The organism is Streptomyces sp. NPDC007157, from assembly GCF_040634235.1.
In the GTDB taxonomy this organism is placed as follows: domain Bacteria; phylum Actinomycetota; class Actinomycetes; order Streptomycetales; family Streptomycetaceae; genus Streptomyces.
The window spans coordinates 1-22,291 of record NZ_JBEYFE010000044.1; the positions used below are offsets into that span (position 1 = coordinate 1).

Consider the following 22,291-nt stretch of genomic DNA (forward strand, 5'->3'; position numbering starts at 1 on the left):
GTACCGGGCAGACCTTCACCAGGGGCTCCTTGAACTCGCCTGCTCGATCATCTGCCTGCGGCGGCTCTCTCGATCATTCTGAAACGATCAGTTAGCCTCGCTCCCTCGACGCGTTGCCCCCGATGGCTTCGACGACCTTCTTCGCTGTGGCCTTGGCTGAGCCCGGGTTCTGGCCGGTGACGAGGTTGCCGTCGGTCACGACGTAGGAGACGAACGGCAGTGTCGCCTTCTCGTAGAGCGCGCCGCGCTGCTTGGCCGTCTCCTCGGCGTTGTAGGGGACCAGCTTGTCGACGCGGGCGAGGACCTCCTCGGTCCAGGCGAATCCCGTCATCTTGCGGCCGGCGATGAGATAGGAGTCGTCGGAGAGCAGGGTGTTGAGCGGGCCGCACTAGGCCGTGTCTCTCAACCTCGTAGCCAGGCGATGACCGCCGCCAGCACGGCTGCAGAGCGATAGACGATCGCGAGTTTGTCGTAGCGGGTTGCCAGGCCCCGCCACTGCTTGAGCAGGCTGAAAGATCGTTCCACGACATTCCTGCGCTTGTAGGTCTCGGTGTCCAGAACGCGGGGTCGTCCGCCGCTGCGGCCCTTTCTCTTTCGGTTGGCCTGCTGATCGGCGCGCTCGGGAATCACGGTGCGGATGCCACGGGCCGCGAGGTCTGCGCGCACCTGCTTGGAGGAGTACGCCTTATCTGCGAGTAGAGCGTCCGGTGCGGTGCGCGGCCTGCCGCGGCCGAGTCGCGGCACCCGGATGTCGCTCAGTAAGACGGGGAGGACCTGCGCGTCGTGGACCTGGCCCGGAGTGGCTACGACGGCCAGCGGGCGGCCATCGCCATCTACGGCGTGATGGATTTTGGTTGTCAGGCCGCCGCGAGATCGGCCTATTGCGTGGCCGGCTGGCTCGCCTCTGGTGGCAGGAGCTTCGCTCGTGCTGCGGCAGGTGGCAGCGCCGGTGTCCTTCTCCGGCCGGGCTGTGTTCGTGGCGTGCTGGTGGGCACGGTTGATTGTCGAGTCGACGGAGACCGTCCAGCCGATTCCGTTGATCGAGTCCGCCTGGGCGGTCAGTTGCGCCAGAACCGTGTCCCAGGTTCCGTCAGCCGCCCACCTGCGATGGCGCTTCCACACCGTCTGCCAGGGACTGAATGCTTTGGGTGCGGATCCTCTGGAGTGATCCCCGGCGCGGGTTAGTGCCTGCTGTCGCGCTGTGGCCGTTTACTCAGCAACTGGTGGGCAGCCTCGACTGCTTCTCGGTTGAGCTGTTCACGCGAGACGCCCCAGCTCTCCTCCCAGCCGTCCAGGTTGTGAGCGCAGTGGACAAGCGGCTCCAGGTCCTCTGGATAGCCGAGGTCGTAGGCGATGTCTGCCCAGATGAGGTGGGTGCCGGTGGCGGGATCGAGGGACCCGTCCGCGATCTCGCCGGCGATCCAGTAGGCCATCGCCCACTTCGCGGCCCGGGGGTCGGCTGGTGGGTGAAAGGCCAGCCCCAGCTCCTCCAGCACTTGATCGAAGAGAGCAGGTGCTTCGGGTTCCTCGCTGCGCAGAAGCCGTGCCAGCATGGCGAGGGAGGGAGTCTCGACTCCGGCGATCAGGGCGTCCACCCCGGCCTGAATGAGGCGGTCAGATCCGACGTGCCTTCCGAACGCCCTCTCACGCGCAAGATGGCTGAACTGCTTGAGCGCCTCGTCGTGCGTCATCTGGGCCTTCTCGATCGGTATCGGGAGACGGCAGCCTCGCATCTCCGGCGCATCAGTGCCAACGAGTTCCGGTGTGGTTCCACTTGGGGTGGCTGACCTGGGAAGACGCTGATTGGCGTGTGGTCGGTGCCGCCGTCCTTCTACCGTGGCGGGGTGGAGGTGGGGCGCCATGGTGTCGTTGCCGGAAGAGCTTCAGGCGCGGGAGACCGCGGCTCGCCAGCGAGTGGAGGAACTTCAGGCCGAGGCTGCGGAGTTGGCCGTTCGGCTGGAAAGAGCGAGGGAGGACCTTTCGCGGTTGGAGATCACGCGGGAGACCGTCGCGCAGGTGCTGGCGGAGTTGTCGGCCGCGGAGGCAGCGCCGGAAGCGCGGGTGAAAGATGCGCTGGGGCCCGAGGAGGCGTCGGCGCCCCACGGCGTCGGGGTGATGGCGGTGCCGCCGTGGCGGGAGGGCCTGGTCGCTCAGGTATTGCCGGACATGTACCGGGACATCGTAGAGATCGTTGCTGATGCTCCAGGCCCGCTGCAGGCCAAGCAGGTCGTGCCGCGAATCGGGCTGGAGGCAACAACGGCGAAGATCGAGGGGACGCGGGGAAAGCTGAAGCGGCTGGTGGAGCGCGGCTGGCTGGACGAGGAGGCGCCGGGACAGTTCACCCTCGCCCGCCGAGGCCCGGGACGAGACCGCGCCAACTCCCAGTGACCAAGGGGCTCTTCTCCATAGATTCGTAGGTACCAACCAGAACGAATCACTCCCGAAGAAGAGCCCTCAATGGAACCGTACGACGCCTTACCCGAGCCTGATCCGTACTCTGCCTCCCGTGATGCCTTCGAACGCCTCATCTCGACGCTGGCCGACGGCCCGGCGGCAAACATGTCTCACGACGAACTGGAAGTGCAGCTCGAACAACTGGGACGCGACCTGCTGCGGCAGCTGATGCAGAACCACCTCGATCAGCGAGCCAGGAAGGAGGAGGACACCATGCGTGCGGACGGAGGGCAGCCGTTGGTCATCGGTCCGGAAGGACGGCCTCGGACCTGGCGGGAGAGGGGCCACCGCCGCTGGCTGACCTGCGTGTTCGGGTCGGTCCGAGTGACCCGGATCGCCTATCGCGACCGGGGCGTGCCCAACGTGCACCCGGCGGACGAAGCGTTGTCGCTGCCCGCCGGCCGCCACTCCCGCGGACTTGCCCGGCTCGTGGTCCTGGAAGCCGTCCGCGGCTCGTTCGACCATGCCCAGGCGGCGATCGAGCGACGGTGCGGGAAGGTGCTGGGCAAGCGCCGTCTCAAAGAGCTGGTGGTTGCCTCCGCGGTCGACATTGCCGCCTACTACACGGCGAAGATCCCCACCCCGTGCACTCGTGAGATGCCGCTGGTCATTCAGATCGACGGCAAGGGCGTGGTGATGCGCCCCGAGGCCCTGCGCGAGGCCACCCGCCGAGCCGCGGCCAAGAGTGCGGCGGCCGGGCGACGCGGACGCCTGGCCCCGGGCGAGAAACCCGACCGCAAGCGCATGGCGACGGTGGCCTGCGTCTTCGATGCTGTTCCGGCCCCACGTCGGCCGCACGACATCGTGCACCCGCCCGGCGGCCGCAGCAAAACTCGGCCGCCGCGACAGGGGCCGAAAGCGAAGCGAAAATGGTGCACCGCCTCAGTGATCCGTCCCCCGGAACAGGTCGTCGCCGACGCCTTCGCTCAGGCCGCATCCCGCGATCCGCAATGTCTGCGGGACTGGATCGTGCTCGTCGATGGTGCCCGCCACCAACTGGACCTGATCCAGGACGAAGCCGCTCGCCGCGGCATTCACCTGAACATCCTGCTCGACTTCGTGCACGTCGCCGAGTACACATGGACGGCCGCGCACGCCTTCCACCCGGTCGGCAGCCGCGAGGCCGAAACCTGGGCCGCGGACAAGCTCACCGCGATCCTTGCCGGACAAGCCGGCCGCGCCGCCACCGAGATGACCGCCCAGGCCGCGGCCGAACAACTTTCCGCCACCCGCCGCGACGCCGTCACCACCTGCGCCCGCTACCTCACCGGCCACCTCGATCAGCTTCACTACGACACCGCCCTCGCGGCCGGCTGGCCGATTGCCACCGGTGCCGTCGAAGGCGCCTGCCGCCACCTGATCGCCGACCGCCTCGACATCACCGGCGCCCGCTGGGGACTCGACGGCGCCGAAGCCGTCCTCCAACTCCGCGCACTGATCACGAACGGTGACTTCGAGGACTACTGGATCTTCCACACGGCCCGCGAACATCAACGCCTCTATCCCAGCCCTGACCAGCAGGACTACCGCCTCACCGCTTGATCCCGACCGCCACTTCAGAGGATCCGCACCCGAATGCTTTGCGGGGCAGATCTCTCCAGGGGATTCCGGTGCGGTACCGGTAGATGATCCCTTCGATGATGCGACGGTGGTCGGCGAACGGACGTCCTGCCTTCCCTTCATTGCGGGGAAGGCAAGGCGCCAGGCGTGCCCACTGCTCGTCGGTCAGCAGACGCATGCGCCCGCTCGTGGTCACCGAGGGCGGTAGGCGGTGGCCAGCACAGAGACGGTGACCTGATCAGGCAGGAAGCCGTCATCGGTCAGGTCGGCACGGCTCAGATGGCGTGCGCTCGGCGTCATCGCTACCAGGTCCAGGGCATCCAACCCGGTCAGGGTCGCGGGGTACTCCACCCGTTCGGTGACAGCGGGCTCGAAGAATGGGTCCAGCGCCCGGTGCAGGCGCTGTTCCTTGGCCGGGTCGATCGCGACCATCGCAGGCAACCGGCCGCGCAGTTCGGCCAGGTGCCGCACGGTGGGACGGACCACGATCAGCCGCCCGGTCGGGCGCAGCACGCGGTGGAACTCGGCCGGGTTGCGCGGGGCGAACACGTTCAGCACGACATCGGCCACACCGTCGGCCAGCGGGAAGGGACGGAAGACGTCCCAGGCCAGCGCGGCGGCTCGGTCGTGGGCACGGGCTGCCGAGCGCAGCGCGCGCACCGACGTGTCCAGACCCAGACCACGGGCGCCGGGCAGCTGGTCGAGTACGCCGGCCAGGTAGTAACCCGTGCCGCATCCCACGTCCACAACCGTGGCCGGCTCAGACACGGCGCCGGCCGTCAGGCGGGCCCCGACTTTACGGATGGGCGCGTAGGCGCCGGTGGACAGGAATCGGTCCCGGGCCTGGACCATGGCTGAATCGTCGCCGCTGGTGGCGCGGGTGCCCGTCAGCAGGCTGGCGTACCCGTGGCGGGCGATGTCGAAGGTATGGCCTACCAGGCAGCGCAGTGCACCGCGGTCGGGCTGCAGGCGGCGCGTGCGGCACGTTGGGCAGCACAGCAGGTCGAGGGACAGTTCGAGGGCAGGGGGAAGCGACACAGGCACGAGGCACTCCTGGCAAGGGTGAAGGAAAGAGACCGTGCCTGTACGCGCGCTCACTGCCTCAGAAAGGAACGGGCAGCGTCGGGAGCGTGGTTCACGCAGCAGGCACACCAAGGAGGGCGACGCCGTCCGGCATCGCCCTCAGCGCCTTCCGATCACAGGAAGCAGCAGTGCGGGGTGCTCATGAATGCCACGTCATGATTCTACGAGCATCGTCGAAGCCCCGATTCCTCAACGGAGTTGGGAGACACGACCTAGCCATGGCAGACCGAGGAGACGACGCCGCCGCGCTCGTAGATCTCGCGGGTGATGCGCTGCAGGCCCTCGTTGTCGGGGAAGTCGTACATCACCGCGTGCCCGCCGGTGAAGTAGATCGCGTCGTACTCTGATGGGTCGATCTGGTCCGGGCTCGCCGCGTTCTGGAGCATGGCCATCTTCCCGGGGTCGGCGCGCCGTTCCTTGGCGGTCTTGTCGTGGTTCGGGAACTTCAGCGCACGCGGCTCGAGGGGCACCGCGCCGCCGGCCGGGCTGACGAGGTTTTGCTCGTAGCCGTGCTCCTCGAAGACGTGCCAGGCGTGCGTGAGCTCGGAGAGCCACAGGCCAGTGGTGTGGGAAGGGTCGTCGTAGTGGCCGACGTTGGTGACGACGTTGAGGACGCGCTTGGTCATGGCTGATCCTCCTTCATGCGGCCCGGGATGGCGAGGTGGCTGGCCGTTGTAGCTGGTGGTCGGTCAGCGGATGCCCAGGGCACGGAGCGTCTTGAATGCCCGGGTCAGGACCCGCGCCCACTGCTCGTGCTCGACTCTGCGGGGCGGGGTGAAGCCCTGGAGGCGCTGGTGGGCGACGGTCTGGGCTTCGGTGTACTTGAGCAGCCCGTCGGCGCCGTGTCGGCGGCCGAGGCCCGAGTCGCCCATGCCGCCCATGGGGGCGTCGACGCTGCCCCAGGCGGCGGCGAACGCCTCGTTGACATTGACGGTGCCGGCGTGCAGCCGTCCTGCGAACTTGCGGGCCTCGGTGCCGTTGCGGCCCCAGACGCTCGCGTTGAGGCCGTACGGCGTGGCGTTGGCCATCGCCGCTGCCTCGTCGACCGACCGGTAGCGGTAGATCGATACCACGGGGCCGAATGTCTCGTGGTCGAACAGCGTCATCTCAGGGGTCACATCTGTCAGAATCGTCGGCTCGTAGAACAGTGGCCCGAGGTCGGGCCGGCCCTTGCCTCCGGCCAGTACGGTCGCGCCTTTCGATACCGCGTCGTCGACGTGCGAGCTGACGGTCTCGAGCTGCGAGGGGGTGGTCAGCGAGCCCATGTCCACCGAGAAGTCGTAGGTCGCACCCAGGCGCATGGCCCGGGCGCGTTCGACGAACGCGGTGACGAACGCGTCGTGGATCTCATCGGCGACGTAGAGCCGCTCGATGGACACGCACAGCTGCCCGGCCGAGGGGAAACAGGCGGCGACCGCACCGGTGGCGGCCTTCTCGATGTCGACATCGGCGAGGACGACCATGGCGTTCTTGCCGCCGAGTTCCAGGGATGCGCCGATCAGCCGCTCGCCCGCGTCGCGCGCGATCTGGCGCCCGCTGGCGGTGGAACCGGTGAACATCATGTAGTCCCCGCCTTCCATGAGCGCGTCTCCGATGGAGCTGCCACGGCCGACCACCATCTGCCAGACGTCGGTCGGCAGGCCGGCCTCGCGCATCAGGGCCAGAGCCCACAGCGCGGTCAGGGCGGTCTGGGTGTCGGGCTTCTGTACGACGGCGTTGCCGGCCATCAGGGCCGGGATGGCGTCGCCGGCGGCCATGCTGAGCGGGTAGTTCCAGGGCGAGATGACGGTGACGACGCCCTTGGGGTGGTGCAGTTCGGTGGTGTGGGTCAGCACCGGGATCGCGCCCTTGCGGCGCTTGGGTGAGAGCAGCCGCTGTGCGCTGCGAGCGTAGTAGCGGGCGGTGATGGCGATGTCGCTGACCTCGAGGAACGCGTCGCGACGGGTCTTGCCGCTCTCGGCCTGCATCAGGTCGAGGGCTTCGTCCTGCCGCTGGAGGACGAGGTCGTGGAAGCGCAGCATGATGCGCTTGCGGTCGGCCACCGGGGTGGCCGCCCAGCGGGCCTGGGCAGCGCGTGCCCGGGCGAAGGCATCCTCGACGTCGTCGGGGGTGGAGACCGGCAGGTCCGCGAGCGGTGCGCCGGTGTACGGCGAGGTAGTGGCGACCCGCTGGGCGCGAGCGCCGGCGGCCACCAGGGTGGCCAGGCGGGAGACCCGGGACGGTGTCAGCCATGCCGGGAGGGCGGCCTCGGCGGGGGCGGTGTCCGTGGTGGTCATCGCGGTCTCAGCTCCGGTCCTGGATGGAGGTGGGCACGGGCATGTGCAGCGCCAGCTGGCCCTCGGTGGTGACGTCGAGCTGGATCGTGCGGACCGGCTTCAGTGAGCGCAGATCGTCGCTCATCCGGCCCTCGCCGAGGCGCAGGTCCAGGCCGCGGGGGAACCGCGTGGTTCCCGAGGAGAGCATGTTGATCTGGCTGGTCGTGGAGTGCCAGGCACCGTCGATCGTGGTGTAGGAGGTCAGAGTCGAGACGTGTTCGCCGGTGGGCCGGGCGGTCTGCTTCGGGGTGGGTGCCGACAGGGCGAGGTCAAGGCCGCCCTGATCGTTGGCGACCCTGGTGGAGGTGCGCGCGGTGTCGATGTCGACGTCGAGCTCGGTGACCCACTTGGGGAACCCATAGCCGTCGTGGCCGCGCACCTGCGCGATCTCGGTGTTCACCGGGAGCGAGAGGACGTAGGAGTGCAGGGAGTCGTTCTTGAGCCCGGTGACCAGGTCGAGCAGGCCCAGCCCACCGTGCCGCGCCGGCTTCACGGCGATGCCGACCGCGGCCTCGGTATAGAAGTCGATGTCGCACACGTCGTACCGGAAGGACATCACGGAGACGATCCCTAGCCCCGGGGCGATCTCGAGCGGGATGAGCTCCTGGGGCAGGCGGGCCCGGATGGCCTTGGTCGGTGCGAGCATCGTGAGCCGGGTCGTGGAGATGCGGTAGTAGAAGTTCGGCGTCAGCGTGGGCCCGATGCGGGAGTCCACGTGGCTTTTCGGCATCCGGCGGAAGAAGTCGACGCTGCTGACCCGCGGGTCCCGCTCGACCTCGTCGAGGTCGGTGTCCATGTGGAACCGGTCATAAAGGCCGCCTTCAGGGACGGTGACGAGACGCCCTCCGAGATCGACCTCTACGGTCCGGTCGCGGTCGGTCGGCTTGGTGGTCGAAGCCATGGACTCTCCTCCGATGTAAGCGGTGTTAACACTGAGGATCGCACGGCATGTGAGCACCGTCAACAATGGATGATGTGAGGCGCGCGACGGCCGGACGGCACGCGTCAGGAGCCGACCGATGTGATGGCGAGGAAGGCGTTGCGCACCCGGTCGGCGACCTCTTCGCCCGACGCGGCCTGCAGTTTGCCGTCGAGGTGCAGGCAGGCCAGCCCGTGGGTGAGCCCCCAGCCGGCCGACGCCAGGGCCGAGGCGTCCGCGTCGGGGGAGAGGCGATGGAGAGCGTCGGCCAGCAGCTGATGCAGGGCGTCGGCGGCCTTGATCCGCTCGTCGTCGGCGTCGTCGCACGGCTTGCCGAACATCACGCGGAACAGAGCCGGGCGCAGCAGCGCGAAGGCGACGTAGGAGACGGCGAACTCGGCCAGGTCCGGGAGCGGGGCGGGCAGGTCGCGCCCGTCGCCCAGGTCGGCCAACAGGTCCCGGAAACCCTCGACGGCCAGCGCGGACTCCAGGGCGTCGCGGTCCGTGAAGTGGCGATACGGCGCGGTTGGCGACACGCCGGCCTGGCGCGCGACGGCGCGCAGCGAGAAGGGCTCGCCGCGCTCCAGCATCTCCATCGCGGTCGACAGCAGGGTCGCCCGGAGGTCGCCGTGGTGGTAGCCGCTCTTCTCTGATGTTGACATTGCTTACTTCGTCCTCCTATGCTTTGTTAGCACTGTAAACATAGTGTACGTCCGACGGCACCGAGCCCCGCGGGAATGGGCCCGCATGGCGCTCACCGGCCGACTGACGTACGCGGTCGACCAGCCGATCACCACACCGGCCCTCATCATCAGCCTGGGCGGCGACACGCTGTCGCCGGTCGGGGGGGCAGTCGACGACCTCGCTCATTGCCTCTTCTCGTCCACCTCGGTGGCCCGTGGGCACGTTGGCACCACACCAGCGACCAGGTGCCCGAAGGCTCGGCCAACGACCACATCGGCTGGGTCCGCACCCCGGCCGCAGTGGTCGACCGCATCCGTGGTGGCACGACGCCGCCCGCAGCTGGGCTGTCGTCGGCACCCGCACCATCCACCTCAAGGAGACCCAATGCAGACCGTTCTCGGCGCCGGCGGGCCGATCGCCGACGAGCTCGTGAACGAGCTCCACCGCAACCACACCAAGGACATCCGCCTCGTCAGCCGCAAGCCGTCAAGGGTGAACGACACCGACGAGCTCCTGGCCGCAGACCTCACCGACGCCGACGCCACCAGCCGTGTTGTCGCGGGCAGCGAAATCGCCTACCTCACCGTCGGCCTGCCCCTGGACTCGGAGCTGTGGGAGCGACAGTTCCCCGTCATGATGCGCAACGTCATCGACGCTTGCGCCGAACACGGCACGAAGCTCGTCTTCTTCGACAACACCTACATGTATCCCGGAACGTCGACGCCCCAGACCGAGTCGACAGCATTCGCGCCGGGCGGACGCAAGGGACGGGTCCGCGCACAGATCGCCACCATGCTGCTGGAGGCCATGCGGGCCGGCCGCGTCGAAGCGCTGATCGGCCGAGCGCCCGAGTTCTACGGTCCCGGCCGGACGAAGAGCTACACGAACTCGTTGGTGTTCGACCGGATCAAGGCGGGCAAGCGGCCGTTCGTCCCGGTCGACGCCCATGCCAAGCGGTCCCTGATCTGGACCCCCGACGCGAGCCGCGCTCTCGCCCTGCTCGGCAACACGCCAGATGCCTACGGCCAGACGTGGCACTTGCCGGTCGACCCGGACCGGCAGTCCTACGCCCAGCTCATCGACTTCGTCGGCGAGGTCACCGGCCGCAAGATCGGCTACACGGTGCTGCCGATGCTCGCCTTCCGCCTCGGGCGCCGCTTCGTCAAACCGCTCGACGAGATGTACGAACTGCTCGTCCGCTACCGGGACGACAACATCTTCGACAGCTCGAAGTTCGCGGCCCGCTTTCCCGAATTCCAGGTCACGAGCTATCGGGAGGGAGTGGAGCGGATCCTCGCCGGCTGACCCGTCGACAAATCCTCCTGATGGCTGACTCGTGCCGCAATGCCGAACCGGATCCGGTACTCCGACGGCGTGACGCCCGTGGCGCGCTGGAAGAGCCGACGGAAGTTCGACACGTCCAGGTAGCCGACGCTGCGGGGAATCTGGGCGACCGGCTCGTTGGTCAGCTCAAGCAACTCGCGTGCCTTCGCGATGCGCGCCGCCTGGATGTATTCACTCGCCGTCAGGCCCGTAGCCTCTTGAACCGTCGCTGGAAGGTGCGCGGGTGCATGGCCGCGGTCTGCGCGAGGTGCTCGACGGAGTGGGGCTCGTGGAGGCAGGCGTGCAGTTGGGCCTGCACCACCACTCCATCACCGCACTGGCTAGTGGCCATCGCGCCCGCCGCGCATGACCCGGTGAGCATGATCGACCGGACAGCTCCTAGTAGTGCTTCGTTACGTTGAGTGATCTCGGTTGATCGTGGGCAGCTTCCCGGGGTGAGGTTGGGGGAAGTGAAACGGCTCCAAGGTGAGTTGGCGGAGTTCGTTGCCGATGTGTTCGGGTCGTTCCCGCGGCGGGATCAGCGGCGGTGGGGCGAGTGTTATCTGCGGGGCCTGATGGTGGATGGCCGGCGCAAGTCGATCCAGCCGATGGCTGAGCGTCTGCCGGACGGGAACATGCAGGCTCTGCAGCAGTTCGTGAACCAGTCGCCGTGGGATCCGCTACCGGTCAGGCGGCGGATCGCCGAGCTGATGTCCGGAGTTGTCAGGCCCGAGGTGTGGGTGATCGATGACGTGTCGTTCCCCAAGTGCGGCAAGGCGTCGGTCGGGGTGGCCCCCCAGTACTGCGGAGCGGTCGGCAAACGGGCGAACTGCCAGGTCGCGGTCAGTGTCCATGCCGCCACCGACACCGCCTCGTGCCCGTTGGAGTGGCAGTTGTATCTGCCGCGCGAGTGGACGGACGAGCCGGACCGGTGCCGCGGCGCAGGAGTCCCCGATGCCGTGGTGCACCGGGAAAAGTGGCGTCTTGCGCTCGGCCTCCTGGACACGCTCGCCCAGTGGCAGTTGAAGGCGCCGGTCGTGGTCGCTGACGCCGGCTACGGCGTCAGCACCCCGTTCCGGCTCGGCCTCCAGGAGCGAGGGCTGTCCTATGTCCTGGCCCTGAACGGGAAGGAAGTCGCCCACCCGGAGGATGCCGAACCGCACCAGCCTGCGTATGGCGGCCTCGGACCGCCTGTCCTTCCCCGTTACCGCACGCCACCTCGAGCCGTCTGCGTCCTCGCAGCCCAGGCGGGTGCCGAGCGGTTCACCGAGGTGACCTGGAGGCAGGGCAGCAAAGGTGCGATGACCTCGCGGTTCGCGGTGCTCACAGTGCGGCCCGCGGGCAAGCAGTCCCTGGCCGCGGCCCAGGAGGCGGGCGGCGGCCGCAACCGGTGGGACGGCGTCCTGCCCGTCCAGACACTTCTCGTCGAATGGCCGGACGGCCAGGACAATCCGACGGACTACTGGATATCGAACCTGCCCGCCACCACACCGGCCTCTGACCTGGTGCGGTGGGCGAAGATGCGCTGGCGGATCGAGCACGACTACCGCGAACTCAAACACGGCCTGGGCCTGGACCACTTCGAGGGCCGCACCTGGCGCGGCTGGCACCACCACGTCACCCTCGTCACCGCCGCCCAGGCCTTCCTCACCCTGCGGCGGCTCGACCCAAAAGCCCAGATGCCGGCCTGACCCTCTACCAGGTCCTCGACGCCCTTCAGGACCTGCTGAGGTGCTGGGCCGGCACCTGCACCACCTGCGGCCGACCCCTACCGACCAGCAGAACCAGAACCTAACGAAGCACTACTAGTAGTGCTTCATTAGGTTCTGGCCCTGGTTCTGCTTGCACTGAGAGGGCGGCCGCAGGTGGTGCAGGTGCCGGTCCAGCACCGCAGGTGGTCCTGAAGGACATCGAGGACTTGGTAGAAGCTCAGGCCGGCATGTGTGCTTTTGGGTCGAGCCGCCGCAGGGTGAGGAACGCCTGGGCGGCAGTGACGAGGGTGACGTGGTGGTGCCAGCCGCGCCAGGTGCGGCCCTCGAAGTGATCCAGCCCAGGCCGTGTTTGAGCTCGCGGTAGTCGTGCTCGATCCCGTTCTCGTGAACAGAGCCACCGGGCCTCTGCACCGCCGGCGACCCTGCAGCTGTCGACGGGCGGACTGACCCCACCTCGGGTGTCGCTGCGCGTGCCGCCTTTCGTCGGTTCCCCGGCATCCGGGGTGGGCCGTCTGACGACGAAGGGCCGCCCGGTGAAGGGGCGGTCTTAGCGACAACAGTGGCGGCCCTGCCTGCCGTGCGGTTGCCTCACCCGTTCGGATGACGGGGGCTGTTACACACATTTGGACCGGTCCGCCGGCCGTGGGCAGCGCTGCTCGGCGGGGGTGGATTGCCGTGTCTGTTGCTTGCGCGGAAGCGATGACTGGCCGGCCGTCAATTCGTCATGTTCATCGCATACATGCGTCTTGCAGGTGAGAGTCACTGAAATATCCGTGATTCGTCACATGCTTCATGTTCCGCGCACATCGTGTTCGGGGCCGGGCAAGGTGTGGGTGTGCGGCCGACCCGGCCGCCGACCCGCACAACACACCACGCTGACCTGCGGCTTGATGCCGTTGGTCGGAGGTGTTCGGCCCTGAGATAGGGGGACCTCGTGTCCGTATCTGTGACCGCCCGTCGTCTGACCGCCGCCGCCGCTGTTGCCGCCGCTGCCGTGGGTGCACTCGCGCTGCCCGCCGCGGCCGCCGGCCAGCCCGCCGCCCGCCCGCACGACCGGGCGGTCGTGATCAGCGACGTGCAGTACGACTCCCCGGGCCGCGACGACCGCTCCAACTGGTCGCTCAACAAGGAATGGGTGGACGTCACCAACAACAGCCGCAGGGCGGTGAACCTGGACGGCTGGACGCTGTCCGACGAGGCGGGGCACACCTACACCTTCGACCGCTTCCGCCTGGACGGCAGGTCCACGGTCCGGGTCCACACCGGGGAGGGCCGCGACCGGTTCGCCGACGTCTACCAGGACCGCCGCAACTACGTGTGGAACAACGACTCCGACACCGCGACCCTGCGCAACGACCACGGCCGCTTCATCGACGAGGTCTCCTGGGGCCACCACCGCCGCGACGACCGCGACCACCGCGGTGACAACCGTGACCACCGTGGTGACGGCCACCGCTGACCTGCCCGTTGATGCCCAGGGCCGGTGACCCCGGGCCCGGCCCCGGCACTCCCTCTCCTCTTGCTGGCGCTGCGCCTATGTCCCGGGCGCGGCGCCGGCTGCCGTCGCGTACCGCTCTTTCCTTCTGGCCCGTCACCCGATTCCGTCGTGGTGACGGGCCAGACGCATGCCCTCCTAGGAGCTGTCCGGCCGATCACACAAAGGCGGAAAAATCCGAGGGCCAAGGGGTTGTTGGCCTGGTAGAACAAGGGCCGATGGGCATCAAGGCGCCGAGTCCAGCTCCTGGACCACTGGTTCCGGTAGTGGCTGCCCCAATGCCCAGCCGATCGGGGCTTCCGCGATCGTGTGCAGCTCGACGTTGGTGCGCTGGGAGACCTCGCGCAGCACCTCGAACCCGGCCGTCGGCGGAATCCGGTGGGTTGCGACGAGGATGCCTATGGCCTGGTCCACTGTCGCGTGGGCGCCGACAGCATGCTGCAACTGTGCTTTCTCCTGCTCCAGGCCGGCGATGGTGGCATCGTCACGTCTTGCGTCGGGCGAGGGCCGCTGCGCGCGGGAGGTCGTCATGACTGGTCTCCATACGGGGCGAGGTCTCCGGTACACCTGCCCACGACCGCAGCAGCAAGACGCGCTCGCTGTGGCGTGAAGATCACACAGGTCGGATGGCTCTTCGCCGGCTGTGGGACAGCGAAGAGCCCGAGTGGCTGTTTCCCCAACCCCCTGCCGCCGACTTCGCCCTCCCGTCCAAGCTCACACTCGCTTCGTACGGCCCACGGCCGCGTTCAAGACGCTCTCCGGGGTACGTCACGTGGCGCCGCTCTCAGTAGGGACTCAGGAGCAGGCCGTTGCGGCTCATCGCTTCGGGTCGGATCTGGTCTCGGCTGGCCGGCTGCGATTGCCGTGCCAGTCCAGTATCAGGACCGTAGCGTCGTCCTTGAGGCTGCCGTGGCAGGCGTCGAGCACCGCGGCGGTCAGGGTCCGGACGGCTTCTCGCGGGTGCAGCGCGCGGGTGTCGTGAACGACCGAGGCCAGATCGACGGCCGCGGCACCGCGCTCCTGCATTCCGTCGGTGAGCAGGACCAGGCGGTCCCCGGGACGCAGGTGCAGTTCCTGTAGGAGGTAGGTGGTGGGTGCCGCCACACCGAAGGGCAGGTTGACGGCGAGTTTCACCTCTTCGACGGCGTTGTCACGCAGCAGCAGCGGCCGGGGGTGACCGGCGTTGACCAGTTCGCACAAACCCGTTTCGAGGTCGACGCACAGCAGCTGCCCGGTGGCCAGGCCGCGGCTGTGACTCAGCAGGGTCTCGTGGGCGTGGCGCGCCTGCTTGAGGGCATCACAGCCGCTGCGACGTGCCCGCCGCAGCGCGCCGACCAGCAAGGTGGCCAGCAGAGCGGAGTTGGTGTCGTGGCCCATGGCATCGGTGATGGACAGGTGCAGGCTGTCGCGATCGAGGGTGTAGTCGTAGGTGTCGCCGCCGATATCGTCGGCCGGGACCAGCCCGGCGGCGAGGGTGAACTGGGCCGCCTCGCAGCAGGGGGCCGAGGGAAGCAGCTGGTGCTGGATCTCCGCGGCCAGGCTGGTCCTGGTGGTGCGCCGGCCCAGGTGGTACAGATCGGTGAAGCGGCGGTCCGTGACGATGACGTAGGCCAGTGCGTGGGCCGCGTCGCGGACCTGTCGGAGCACGGTGTCGTCGGCGGACTGCAGGGTCACCTCCAGGACGCCGATGCAGTCGCCGCGGTTGGTGACCGGCGTGATGACGCGCCGCCCGCCCTGTCCGTCCGGTTCCACATGCTGGCGCTGGCTCTGCAGAACGCTGTCGTAGACGCTGCCCTGCAAGGCGATCGGCTCGCCAGGGTCGGTGGCCTCATCGCCGGCCGCGGCGAGGCGTACCAGCCGCTGGCCGATGAGGTCGACGAACAGGAAGGACGCGTTCTCGGCACCGAAACGCTTTTGCAGGTCGTGTGCCACGACGTCGACGGACTCACCGGGCGGGGCCGCTTCCGCAGCGGCCAGCAATTCGCCCAGTTCCAGATCTCCACCCTTCACAGCAACCTCCTGTCGGTTGCCCCACCTTCTTCCCCGAGTCTGCGCAGCATCACCTGATCTGCCCATTTCTCCTGGTCAGGACAGCGGGCCAGATCGGTACGAGCAGGTCCCGGGTCCGTCAGGCGGCGCCCGTGGGCGGTCGTGCGGCCAGTGCGTCGGCGGCCCTGGATACAGAGGAAACAACATGTCGACTGCATGCGAGCGATCCGGGAACGGGCCGATGCGCTGTACGGGGTCGTGTACCAGGCCACGCTCTTCCGGCACCTACCAGAGCAGTCGCGGTTGCACCTGGCCCTTCGGACGAGGCCGCTTGTATGCCACCGTCCCGCAATGGTGCCCGCAGGCGGAACCTGCGGTGAGTGCCCGCGTCGCATGTCCGGCTCGCACGGGTCCTGGAGGTTCCCCGCGCGACAACCTCGGGCGGATCGCGCGGCCTTACGCCACCACCGGTGAGGGCGCCGTGACAGGGCTAATGGTCACGGAAGACACGGAGATCGTTTACTGGACAACGCTTTGAGCTCGTAACAGGATCTTGCCTAACGATCCTGGTCGGGCGTTGGCATAGGAATTACTCAAGCCGACGACCTCTACGAGGTGATCTCCCGGAGCATCACCACAAGCCGCTCGATCGTGATCACATCCAACCGGGCGCCCCAGGGCTGGTATTCGCTGTTCCCACACCCGGTCGTCGTCGAATCACTCCTGGACAGGCTGGTCAACATGAGCCACCAGGTGTTCATGAACGGCCCTTCCTGCAGGCCGAACTGACGACCCAAGGCAACGAGCACCGACGCATGAATCAGCCCCGGGGCTGCTGCCGAGGCCGTCTGCTCACTCATGCGCGTCGCTCAGCCGACCGGTCCCGACATCGCGTGCGGCCGTACCGCCGGTTCGAGCAGCGACAACGTCCGCTCCTCTGCATCGAGGGCGGCGCGGATGCCGACCGGCATCGGCAGATTCGGGCCTGCGTGTCCGACTTCGACGTTGCCCAGGACCGGGATGTCGCGGTCACCGAGGACGTCGAGGACGATCTCGGCCAGGCTCGGAGAGCCATCGGGCGAGTCGAGTCCCTCGATCGCCTCCGGAATGCCCACGACCATGCCGGAGATCCGATCGAGAATCCCGCTGTGCCGCAGAATCTGCAGACAGCTCCACACGTACGATGCCTGGCCGCCCAGCTCCTCCCAGAACAGCACCGCGCCGTCGAAGCATTCGAGCGGCAGCGCGAAAGGCGTCGCCTGCGCCAGCACGATGCGATTGATGACCCCGCCGATCAGCGGGCCTTCGGCATGTCCGGCACGCCAGCATTCCCACGACGGGCTGGCGGGCAGCGCACCGATCGCCTCCGTGCCGGTCAGCAGCGTCGAGTAGAGATTCCCCAGCTCCTCCCGGCGAGCCGCGGACACTCTCTGCCAGTGCCCGCCGAGACCGGGCGTGGCCAGGTCGGCATGGAACCCGACCAGACCCGTGCGCGCGTAGACCACCAGGTGCAGCAGTGAGATGTCGCTGTAGCCGAGGATCGGCTTGGGATCGGCCCTGATCGCGTCGAAGTCGATCAGGTCGAGGTATCCGAACACCGTCTGGCCACCGTCGTGCGCGACGATCGCGCGCACCTCGGGATCACGCAGCAGACCGTTGAACTCCTTGGCGATCTCGTCCGGCCGCGCCGCGCTCCACCAGCGGCGCCGTCCGGCTTCGAGGAGCGGCGCGAGGCGCACCCGGAATCCCATCCGTTCGATCTCGGCCACCGCCTGTTCGAGATCGGGTGCGTATTGGGTATGGAGCGGCCCGGACAGCGCCGCGACGACGACAAGGTCCCCGGGTATGAGGGCGCGAGGGCGCAGCAGTTGAGACGGTGCAGTACTGGTCACCGAGGCAGTGTTCCGACACCCGTAACAACACGCTACTCATTTACCGATCGGCCACCCAGTGGCCCCTCCTGCGTGGTGCCTGGTCAGCTGGCCTAGGACTGTTCGACCGGGGCTTTGAGCTCGTAACAGGGTCATGAGCGGGCCTTCTTCAGGCGGCGCCAGCAGATGAGGCTGCAGGCCAACGAGAGCAAGTCGTCGTGGAGTCCGACGCGTCGCTCCCACCGGACGGCGAGGCGCTTGAACTGGAGGAGGGCGAAGGTCTGCTCGACGACGTAACGGAGCTTGCCCAGGCCCTTGATGTTCTGGGAGCCCTTGCGGGAGATCACCCGCAGGATCCGGCGCCGCCTCAGTTCGCTGCGCACGGCCCGGGAGTCGTATGCCTTGTCGCCGAGCACGGTCTCGGTACGTCGGCGGGGACGGCCCGGGCGGCCGGCCACGGGAGGGTTGCCGTCGACCAGGGCAACGGTCTGTGTGATGCCGTTGACGTTCGCGGCGGTGGTGATGACGTGGAGCGGGGTGCCCTTCCCATCGCAGATCAGGTGGTGTTTGCTGCCCGATTTCCGCCGGTCGACCGGTGACGGACCGGTCGCAACACCCCCTTTTTTTGCGCGGACGTGGGAGCCGTCCACGCACGCACGGGATCAGTCGAGGTCGCCAGCCGCATGCAGCTTTGCGAGCAGGATGCGGTGCAGCTGATCGAAGGCTCCAGCCTGCTGCCAGCGGTCCAGGCGGCGCCAGCAGGTCTGTCCCGAGCCGAACCCCAGCTCCAGCGGCAGGAGCTGAGCCGATGAGCCATGATGGGGCTGGAAGCGATCGGCTGGGGGGAGGAGTGGGTTGAGCAGGACTGTGCCGGTGATCTCCGGTGAAGCTAGGTTCTGGGCCTATGACGTGGCGCTCGGGGTTCTCTTTATCGAGGCGGCGCGAGTTGGTGCGGAGATGCCGGCGGGATTGCGGCCCTCGGGTTGGCAGGAGTTGGAGCAGGGTCTCCGCACCCAGGCGTTGATGGGTAGCAGTTCCGCTGTCCTGCTCGACACCTTCGCCGACGAGCAGCGAGAGGTACTCCTGAGCTGCATTGTGGAGGCGGCTCGCCGGATCGAGGCCCGCGGCGGCGTGAGCCGCGACGAAGTCTCGGCCTGGCCCGAGTTGGAGGAGAGTGCGACCAGTTTCCTGCGCGGTGCAGAACACATTGCAGCTGCTCCGCTTGTTGAGCTGGCGCAGGCTCTGGTCGATCTGGCTGCCGGCACGCTCTCCCCAGCTTCAGCTGAGCGCTCTTGGTACTACGGAACTCCAGAGGGGCGGATCGTGCAGGGCGGATAGGGTTGCTGTGACCGCGCGTCATAGCCACTCGTTGATCGCTGCGACCAGCACGGTCGCTTCGTAGCGGACCGCCGGCTTGTCGTACCTCGTGGCTACAGACCTTTGAGGTTTCAGCCGGTTGATCCCGCACTCCACCGCGTGACGCTCCTTGTAGTCGTCCTTGTCGAACTTCGGTGGACGCCCTCCGCGGGAACTGAGTTTCCTGCGGTTGCGGACTTGGTCGGTCTTCTCCGGGGTGGTGCAGCGGATCCCGCGTCTGCGCAAGTAGGCGCGGTTCGCGCGGGACCCGTAGGCCTTGTCAGCCGCCCCGGCAGCGGCCTTCGCCGGCACCCTGGCCACCAGGATCAAGCTCGCCCCGCCGCGGTATCCGGAGTTCAAGGGTTTGGTCGAGCGGAACAAGCAGTACCTGGAGACCTCGTTCCTGCCTGGCCGCCAGTTTGCCTCGCCCGCGGACTTCAGCCAGCAGTTGGACGACTGGCTCGTCCGCGCGAACTCGCGGACAGTACGGTCGATCCAGGGCCGCCCGGTCGACCTGCTGGAGACCGACTACCTGACAATGATCCCGCTGTCGCCGGTCACCCCACCGATCGGCCTGAACCACCGGATCCGGCTCGGCCGGGACTACTACGTCCGCGTCGACACCGTCGACTACTCGGTCGACCCGCAGGTCATCGGCCGTTTCGTCGACGTCGCCGCTTCCCTGGACACCGTGACCGTCTACTGCGACGGCCGCGTCGTCGCCCATCACCCCCGGTCCTGGGCCAGGCAGGGAGTCATCACCGATCCGGCCCACGCGGCCACCGCCGCGAAGATGCGCGAAGCCCTCGCACTGGACCGCCAACGACGTCAGGCAGCGATCCGCCAGCACGCCGACGGCCATGCCGTCGTCCTGCGGGCCCTGCCCGACTACGACGCCCTGTTCGGCGTCGACTTCAACTCGCCCTCCACGAAAGCGAAGTGATACGTGAGCACAGCCACCAAGCCCAAGCTGGCCACCATGGCGAGCACGCCGAAGGACGGCATGCCGTCCATGCTCGCGTACCTCACCAGGGTCCTGAAGATGCCCACCATCGGCGCCTTCTGGGAGGAACTGGCCGACCAGGCCCGCGATCAGAACTGGTCCCACGAGGAGTACCTGGCCGCGCTGCTGCAGCGGCAGGTCGCCGACCGGGAGTCCAAGGGCACCATGATGCGGGTCCGTACGGCCCACTTTCCGCAGGTCAAGACCCTGGAGGATTTCAACCTGGACCACCTGCCGTCACTTCGGCGTGACGTTCTCGCACATCTGGCAACCGGCACGTTCGTCGCGAAGACGGAGAACGTGATCCTCCTCGGGCCGCCCGGGATCGGGAAGACTCACCTGGCTATCGGACTCGGGGTCAAGGCCGCCCATGCCGGTCACTCGGTCCTGTTCGACACGGCCAGCAATTGGATCTCCCGGCTGGGTGAGGCCCACCACTCTGGCCGGCTGGAAGCAGAGCTGAAGAAGATCCGCCGCTACAAGTTGATCATCACTGATGAGGTCGGCTACATCCCCTTCGACCAGGACGCCGCGAACCTGTTCTTCCAGCTCATAGCTTCGCGCTATGAGCGGGGCTCGGTGATGGTGACCTCGAGCCTGCCCTTCGGGCGCTGGGGAGAGACCTTCTCCGACGACGTCGTCGCGGTCGCGATGATCGACCGCCTGGTTCACCACGCCGAGGTCCTCACTCTCACCGGAGACTTCTACCGGACCCGGCAACGACGCGAACTCCTGGCCAAGGAGAACCGCGCCCACCACGGCTGAACTACCATCCCATGTCCCGGGCGACCTCCTGCTGAGCTGCGGCTATCTCCTCGGCAGTCGCCCCGGTCACATCACCCTCAGCGGCACACTCCAGACGCGACAGCAAGTCAGCCAGGGCCTGCTTCTGAGCCGGGTGGGTGACCGGCACGGAATCGAGGTCCGTGCTCATCAGCCAGTCGAACAACACGATGGCATCCGCACGCCACAGGCGCACCGTCACGGTCGGGAGATCGTCTTCCATGCGCCAATGGTGCCCGGTCGGCTGCACTGCCCCGACCAACCGCACAACCCGGGGTCAATTTTCCGGGACTCGCAGGGGTTCAACTTTGCGAGAGCGTTGACAGCTCTTCGCTGATCGCGGCTACGACCACGACAAGCACCGCCGGCTCCTGCGGCAGCGCGGCATCCGGCCAGCGATCGCCGAACGAGGCCAGCCTCACGGCACCGGCCTGGGCACTTTTCGATGGGTCGTCGAGCGGACGATCTCCTCGCTGCACGGCTTCCGCCGACTGCGCATCCGCTGGGAACGACGCGAGGACATTTACGAAGCGTTCCTCGGACTCGCCGTCTGCCTGATCACCCACCGCAACGTCCAGAGGCTTTGTTAGGGCCAGTTAGCGCACGATATGACATGGATGTTCCCCAACCCCCCGACCCCGGTCGGTTCCTCGCGAACAGTGTTCAACCGGCCTGTTCGCAGGCCGTGCCGCCGGGGCGTACGGTGACGGGGTCGCCGGAGGGCAGTGGCACTGGGCCTTCCTTCGTGGTGAGGACGCCCCCCGAGGGGCCCAGGGTCAGCCGTGTCGCGCACTCCGTGCTGGCGGGGGTCGTGATCTGCAGGGCGGGGCCGGCGGCGGCCGGCCCGTACCAGGTCGTGCCCACGGCGATCACCAGGAGGCCAGCGCAACACAGGGTGGCGCGGATGCCCCAGCGCAGGTCGGCTGCCGCACGCAGCGCCTCTTCGTGGTCCGCGGCCAGTTGGGAACGCAGTTGGGAGACAGGTGTCACCGTGGGCAGACCGTGCCCGGCCCGCATCAGCCGGAGGGCGCCGGACCCGCCGCAGACGAGCGCGAGCGCCAGCAGCGTCCCGACCGCCAGGGCCCACCCGGAGGCCAGCTGGGAGACGTCGGAGCGCCCCTTGACGAGACCGAAGCCGAGCAGTCCCACCAGGAGGCCGGCGAGTCCGTTGCGCCAGGCCACCGCGGCGGTGCGTACGCGCGGGAGCTCACTGCGCACGAGTGACTCGCGTGCCCTGGCGAGTGCCAGGTCGGCCGGGGTGGCCTGCCGGTCCGCTGGGCGCACCCGCAGCGTCATGTCTGCTCCTGCTCGACGGTGATGAGCCAGTAGGCACCGCAGCCGTCGGGGTACTCGGCGGGGCGGCCCGGGTGGTCGCAGGCCGTGCAGTTGCAGACGAGGGGTGCCGTGTCGGCGGCGAGAACTTCCGGACTCCCGGCCCTGCCGTCCGCGGTCACGGCGACGCTGCCGGGCGCCGGGGGCACGCTGCCGTCGATCGGAGGGGCCGGAGGTGGCACGGCCGATCTGACCGTGCTGGCGGGCAGGAACGCCTGGACGGGGGCGTTGCACCGCGGACAGAGGCCATGGACGAGGACGCCGTCGCCGGGCAGCTCTTCCTGGGTGAGGCCTCGGTCGACGAACCTGCTCGCGTAGCCGGGCTCCGTGATCTCCTTGAACGGTATGAGGGCCGGAGTCGGTTCGACCGTCGCCATCGTGCACATGCCGCCTTTCTGGGAGCGTCGGCCGG

General features: G+C 68.1%; 23 protein-coding genes and 6 pseudogenes. 10 read left to right on the plus strand and 19 right to left on the minus strand.

Annotated elements, in window-relative coordinates; translation table 11 throughout:
* Positions 1-91: 91 nt before the first annotated feature.
* From ABZ642_RS43680 to ABZ642_RS43690, 3 genes and pseudogenes are all read right to left on the minus strand, one after another.
* The gene (locus tag ABZ642_RS43680; RefSeq protein ID WP_360496428.1) at positions 92-331 is read right to left on the minus strand and encodes a hypothetical protein; all 240 of its coding nucleotides are present in this window, start codon (positions 329-331) and stop codon (positions 92-94) included.
* Positions 332-402: 71 nt separating this feature from the next.
* Positions 403-1,146 (minus strand): annotated as a pseudogene (locus tag ABZ642_RS43685) (IS5 family transposase); the annotation flags it as partial.
* Between the two features lie 35 nt (positions 1,147-1,181).
* On the minus strand, positions 1,182-1,691 hold the full coding sequence (locus tag ABZ642_RS43690) for a hypothetical protein (RefSeq protein ID WP_360496431.1): 510 nt from the start codon (positions 1,689-1,691) through the stop codon (positions 1,182-1,184).
* 169 nt (positions 1,692-1,860) lie between these two features.
* Between ABZ642_RS43690 and ABZ642_RS43695 the strand changes: the two genes are divergently transcribed.
* Entirely contained in the window at positions 1,861-2,388 is a 528-nt protein-coding gene (locus ABZ642_RS43695) for a hypothetical protein (protein WP_360496434.1), read from the plus strand.
* A 69-nt stretch (positions 2,389-2,457) separates the two neighbouring features.
* The gene (locus ABZ642_RS43700) at positions 2,458-3,996 is read left to right on the plus strand and encodes an ISKra4 family transposase (protein ID WP_360496437.1); all 1,539 of its coding nucleotides are present in this window, start codon (positions 2,458-2,460) and stop codon (positions 3,994-3,996) included.
* Between the two features lie 28 nt (positions 3,997-4,024).
* On the opposite strand, the pseudogene ABZ642_RS43705 reads toward ABZ642_RS43700, so the two are convergent.
* The 6 genes and pseudogenes from ABZ642_RS43705 to ABZ642_RS43730 form a co-directional block, all read right to left on the minus strand.
* A pseudogene (locus tag ABZ642_RS43705) lies at positions 4,025-4,210 on the minus strand (transposase); the annotation flags it as partial.
* Positions 4,207-5,058 (minus strand): methyltransferase domain-containing protein, encoded by an 852-nt coding sequence (locus ABZ642_RS43710; protein ID WP_360496563.1) that lies wholly within the window; start codon positions 5,056-5,058, stop codon positions 4,207-4,209. The gene ABZ642_RS43710 and the pseudogene ABZ642_RS43705, both read right to left, overlap by 4 nt.
* A gap of 251 nt (positions 5,059-5,309) precedes the next feature.
* Positions 5,310-5,723, minus strand: a complete 414-nt coding sequence (locus ABZ642_RS43715) for a type 1 glutamine amidotransferase domain-containing protein (RefSeq protein WP_360496440.1) — start codon at positions 5,721-5,723, stop codon at positions 5,310-5,312.
* A 63-nt stretch (positions 5,724-5,786) separates the two neighbouring features.
* Positions 5,787-7,373 (minus strand): succinic semialdehyde dehydrogenase, encoded by a 1,587-nt coding sequence (locus ABZ642_RS43720; protein ID WP_360496443.1) that lies wholly within the window; start codon positions 7,371-7,373, stop codon positions 5,787-5,789.
* A gap of 7 nt (positions 7,374-7,380) precedes the next feature.
* Positions 7,381-8,313 (minus strand): acetoacetate decarboxylase family protein, encoded by a 933-nt coding sequence (locus tag ABZ642_RS43725; RefSeq protein ID WP_360496446.1) that lies wholly within the window; start codon positions 8,311-8,313, stop codon positions 7,381-7,383.
* A gap of 104 nt (positions 8,314-8,417) precedes the next feature.
* Complete coding sequence (locus ABZ642_RS43730; protein WP_360496449.1) at positions 8,418-8,993, minus strand: TetR/AcrR family transcriptional regulator; 576 nt, start codon at positions 8,991-8,993, stop codon at positions 8,418-8,420.
* 406 nt (positions 8,994-9,399) lie between these two features.
* On the opposite strand from ABZ642_RS43730, the gene ABZ642_RS43735 reads away from it, so the two are divergent.
* A complete protein-coding gene (locus ABZ642_RS43735) occupies positions 9,400-10,320 on the plus strand; it encodes an NAD-dependent epimerase/dehydratase family protein (RefSeq protein WP_360496452.1) in 921 nt (306 codons plus the stop codon).
* Here ABZ642_RS43735 and ABZ642_RS43740 read toward each other — a convergent pair.
* Positions 10,284-10,544 carry a helix-turn-helix transcriptional regulator gene (locus tag ABZ642_RS43740; protein ID WP_360496566.1) on the minus strand — a complete coding sequence of 87 codons (261 nt, stop codon included), beginning with the start codon at positions 10,542-10,544 and terminating at the stop codon, positions 10,284-10,286. The genes ABZ642_RS43735 and ABZ642_RS43740 overlap by 37 nt on opposite strands.
* Before the next feature lie 249 nt (positions 10,545-10,793).
* On the opposite strand from ABZ642_RS43740, the gene ABZ642_RS43745 reads away from it, so the two are divergent.
* Positions 10,794-12,029 carry an IS701 family transposase gene (locus tag ABZ642_RS43745; RefSeq protein WP_360496455.1) on the plus strand — a complete coding sequence of 412 codons (1,236 nt, stop codon included), beginning with the start codon at positions 10,794-10,796 and terminating at the stop codon, positions 12,027-12,029.
* Between the two features lie 238 nt (positions 12,030-12,267).
* Here the strand turns inward: ABZ642_RS43745 and ABZ642_RS43750 are convergent.
* A pseudogene (locus ABZ642_RS43750) lies at positions 12,268-12,425 on the minus strand (IS701 family transposase); the annotation flags it as partial.
* Positions 12,426-12,984: 559 nt separating this feature from the next.
* Here ABZ642_RS43750 and ABZ642_RS43755 point away from each other — a divergent pair.
* The gene (locus ABZ642_RS43755; protein WP_360496458.1) at positions 12,985-13,509 is read left to right on the plus strand and encodes a lamin tail domain-containing protein; all 525 of its coding nucleotides are present in this window, start codon (positions 12,985-12,987) and stop codon (positions 13,507-13,509) included.
* A 261-nt stretch (positions 13,510-13,770) separates the two neighbouring features.
* Here the strand turns inward: ABZ642_RS43755 and ABZ642_RS43760 are convergent, their stop codons facing one another.
* Complete coding sequence (locus tag ABZ642_RS43760) at positions 13,771-14,076, minus strand: ANTAR domain-containing protein (RefSeq protein WP_360496461.1); 306 nt, start codon at positions 14,074-14,076, stop codon at positions 13,771-13,773.
* Positions 14,077-14,361: 285 nt separating this feature from the next.
* Entirely contained in the window at positions 14,362-15,555 is a 1,194-nt protein-coding gene (locus ABZ642_RS43765) for a PP2C family protein-serine/threonine phosphatase (protein ID WP_360496464.1), read from the minus strand.
* Positions 15,556-16,185: 630 nt separating this feature from the next.
* Here ABZ642_RS43765 and ABZ642_RS43770 point away from each other — a divergent pair.
* Entirely contained in the window at positions 16,186-16,323 is a 138-nt protein-coding gene (locus tag ABZ642_RS43770; protein WP_360496467.1) for a hypothetical protein, read from the plus strand.
* 80 nt (positions 16,324-16,403) lie between these two features.
* Here the strand turns inward: ABZ642_RS43770 and ABZ642_RS43775 are convergent, their stop codons facing one another.
* Complete coding sequence (locus tag ABZ642_RS43775; RefSeq protein ID WP_360496470.1) at positions 16,404-17,426, minus strand: S66 peptidase family protein; 1,023 nt, start codon at positions 17,424-17,426, stop codon at positions 16,404-16,406.
* A 131-nt stretch (positions 17,427-17,557) separates the two neighbouring features.
* On the minus strand, positions 17,558-18,055 hold the full coding sequence (locus ABZ642_RS43780) for a transposase (RefSeq protein ID WP_360496473.1): 498 nt from the start codon (positions 18,053-18,055) through the stop codon (positions 17,558-17,560).
* Between the two features lie 205 nt (positions 18,056-18,260).
* On the opposite strand from ABZ642_RS43780, the gene ABZ642_RS43785 reads away from it, so the two are divergent.
* Positions 18,261-18,743, plus strand: coding sequence for a hypothetical protein (locus ABZ642_RS43785; protein ID WP_360496476.1), 483 nt, complete (start codon positions 18,261-18,263; stop codon positions 18,741-18,743).
* A gap of 18 nt (positions 18,744-18,761) precedes the next feature.
* Here ABZ642_RS43785 and ABZ642_RS43790 read toward each other — a convergent pair.
* Positions 18,762-19,049: pseudogene (locus tag ABZ642_RS43790) on the minus strand (transposase); the annotation flags it as partial.
* Here ABZ642_RS43790 and ABZ642_RS43795 point away from each other — a divergent pair.
* Both ABZ642_RS43795 and istB read left to right on the plus strand, forming a co-directional pair.
* Positions 19,045-19,704: pseudogene (locus ABZ642_RS43795) on the plus strand (IS21 family transposase); the annotation flags it as partial. The pseudogenes ABZ642_RS43790 and ABZ642_RS43795 overlap by 5 nt on opposite strands.
* 3 nt (positions 19,705-19,707) lie before the next feature.
* Positions 19,708-20,529: an IS21-like element helper ATPase IstB gene (gene istB / locus ABZ642_RS43800; protein ID WP_360496479.1), complete on the plus strand. Its 822-nt coding sequence runs from the start codon at positions 19,708-19,710 to the stop codon at positions 20,527-20,529.
* Position 20,530: 1 nt separating this feature from the next.
* Here istB and ABZ642_RS43805 read toward each other — a convergent pair whose 3' ends face one another.
* On the minus strand, positions 20,531-20,770 hold the full coding sequence (locus tag ABZ642_RS43805; RefSeq protein WP_360496482.1) for a hypothetical protein: 240 nt from the start codon (positions 20,768-20,770) through the stop codon (positions 20,531-20,533).
* A 103-nt stretch (positions 20,771-20,873) separates the two neighbouring features.
* On the opposite strand from ABZ642_RS43805, the pseudogene ABZ642_RS43810 reads away from it, so the two are divergent.
* Positions 20,874-21,137 (plus strand): annotated as a pseudogene (locus ABZ642_RS43810) (transposase); the annotation flags it as partial.
* Between the two features lie 73 nt (positions 21,138-21,210).
* Here ABZ642_RS43810 and ABZ642_RS43815 read toward each other — a convergent pair.
* Both ABZ642_RS43815 and ABZ642_RS43820 read right to left on the minus strand, forming a co-directional pair.
* Positions 21,211-21,843: a hypothetical protein gene (locus ABZ642_RS43815; RefSeq protein ID WP_360496485.1), complete on the minus strand. Its 633-nt coding sequence runs from the start codon at positions 21,841-21,843 to the stop codon at positions 21,211-21,213.
* A complete protein-coding gene (locus ABZ642_RS43820) occupies positions 21,840-22,256 on the minus strand; it encodes a hypothetical protein (protein WP_360496488.1) in 417 nt (138 codons plus the stop codon). Before ABZ642_RS43820 ends, ABZ642_RS43815 begins: the two co-directional genes overlap by 4 nt.
* Positions 22,257-22,291: the final 35 nt, after the last annotated feature.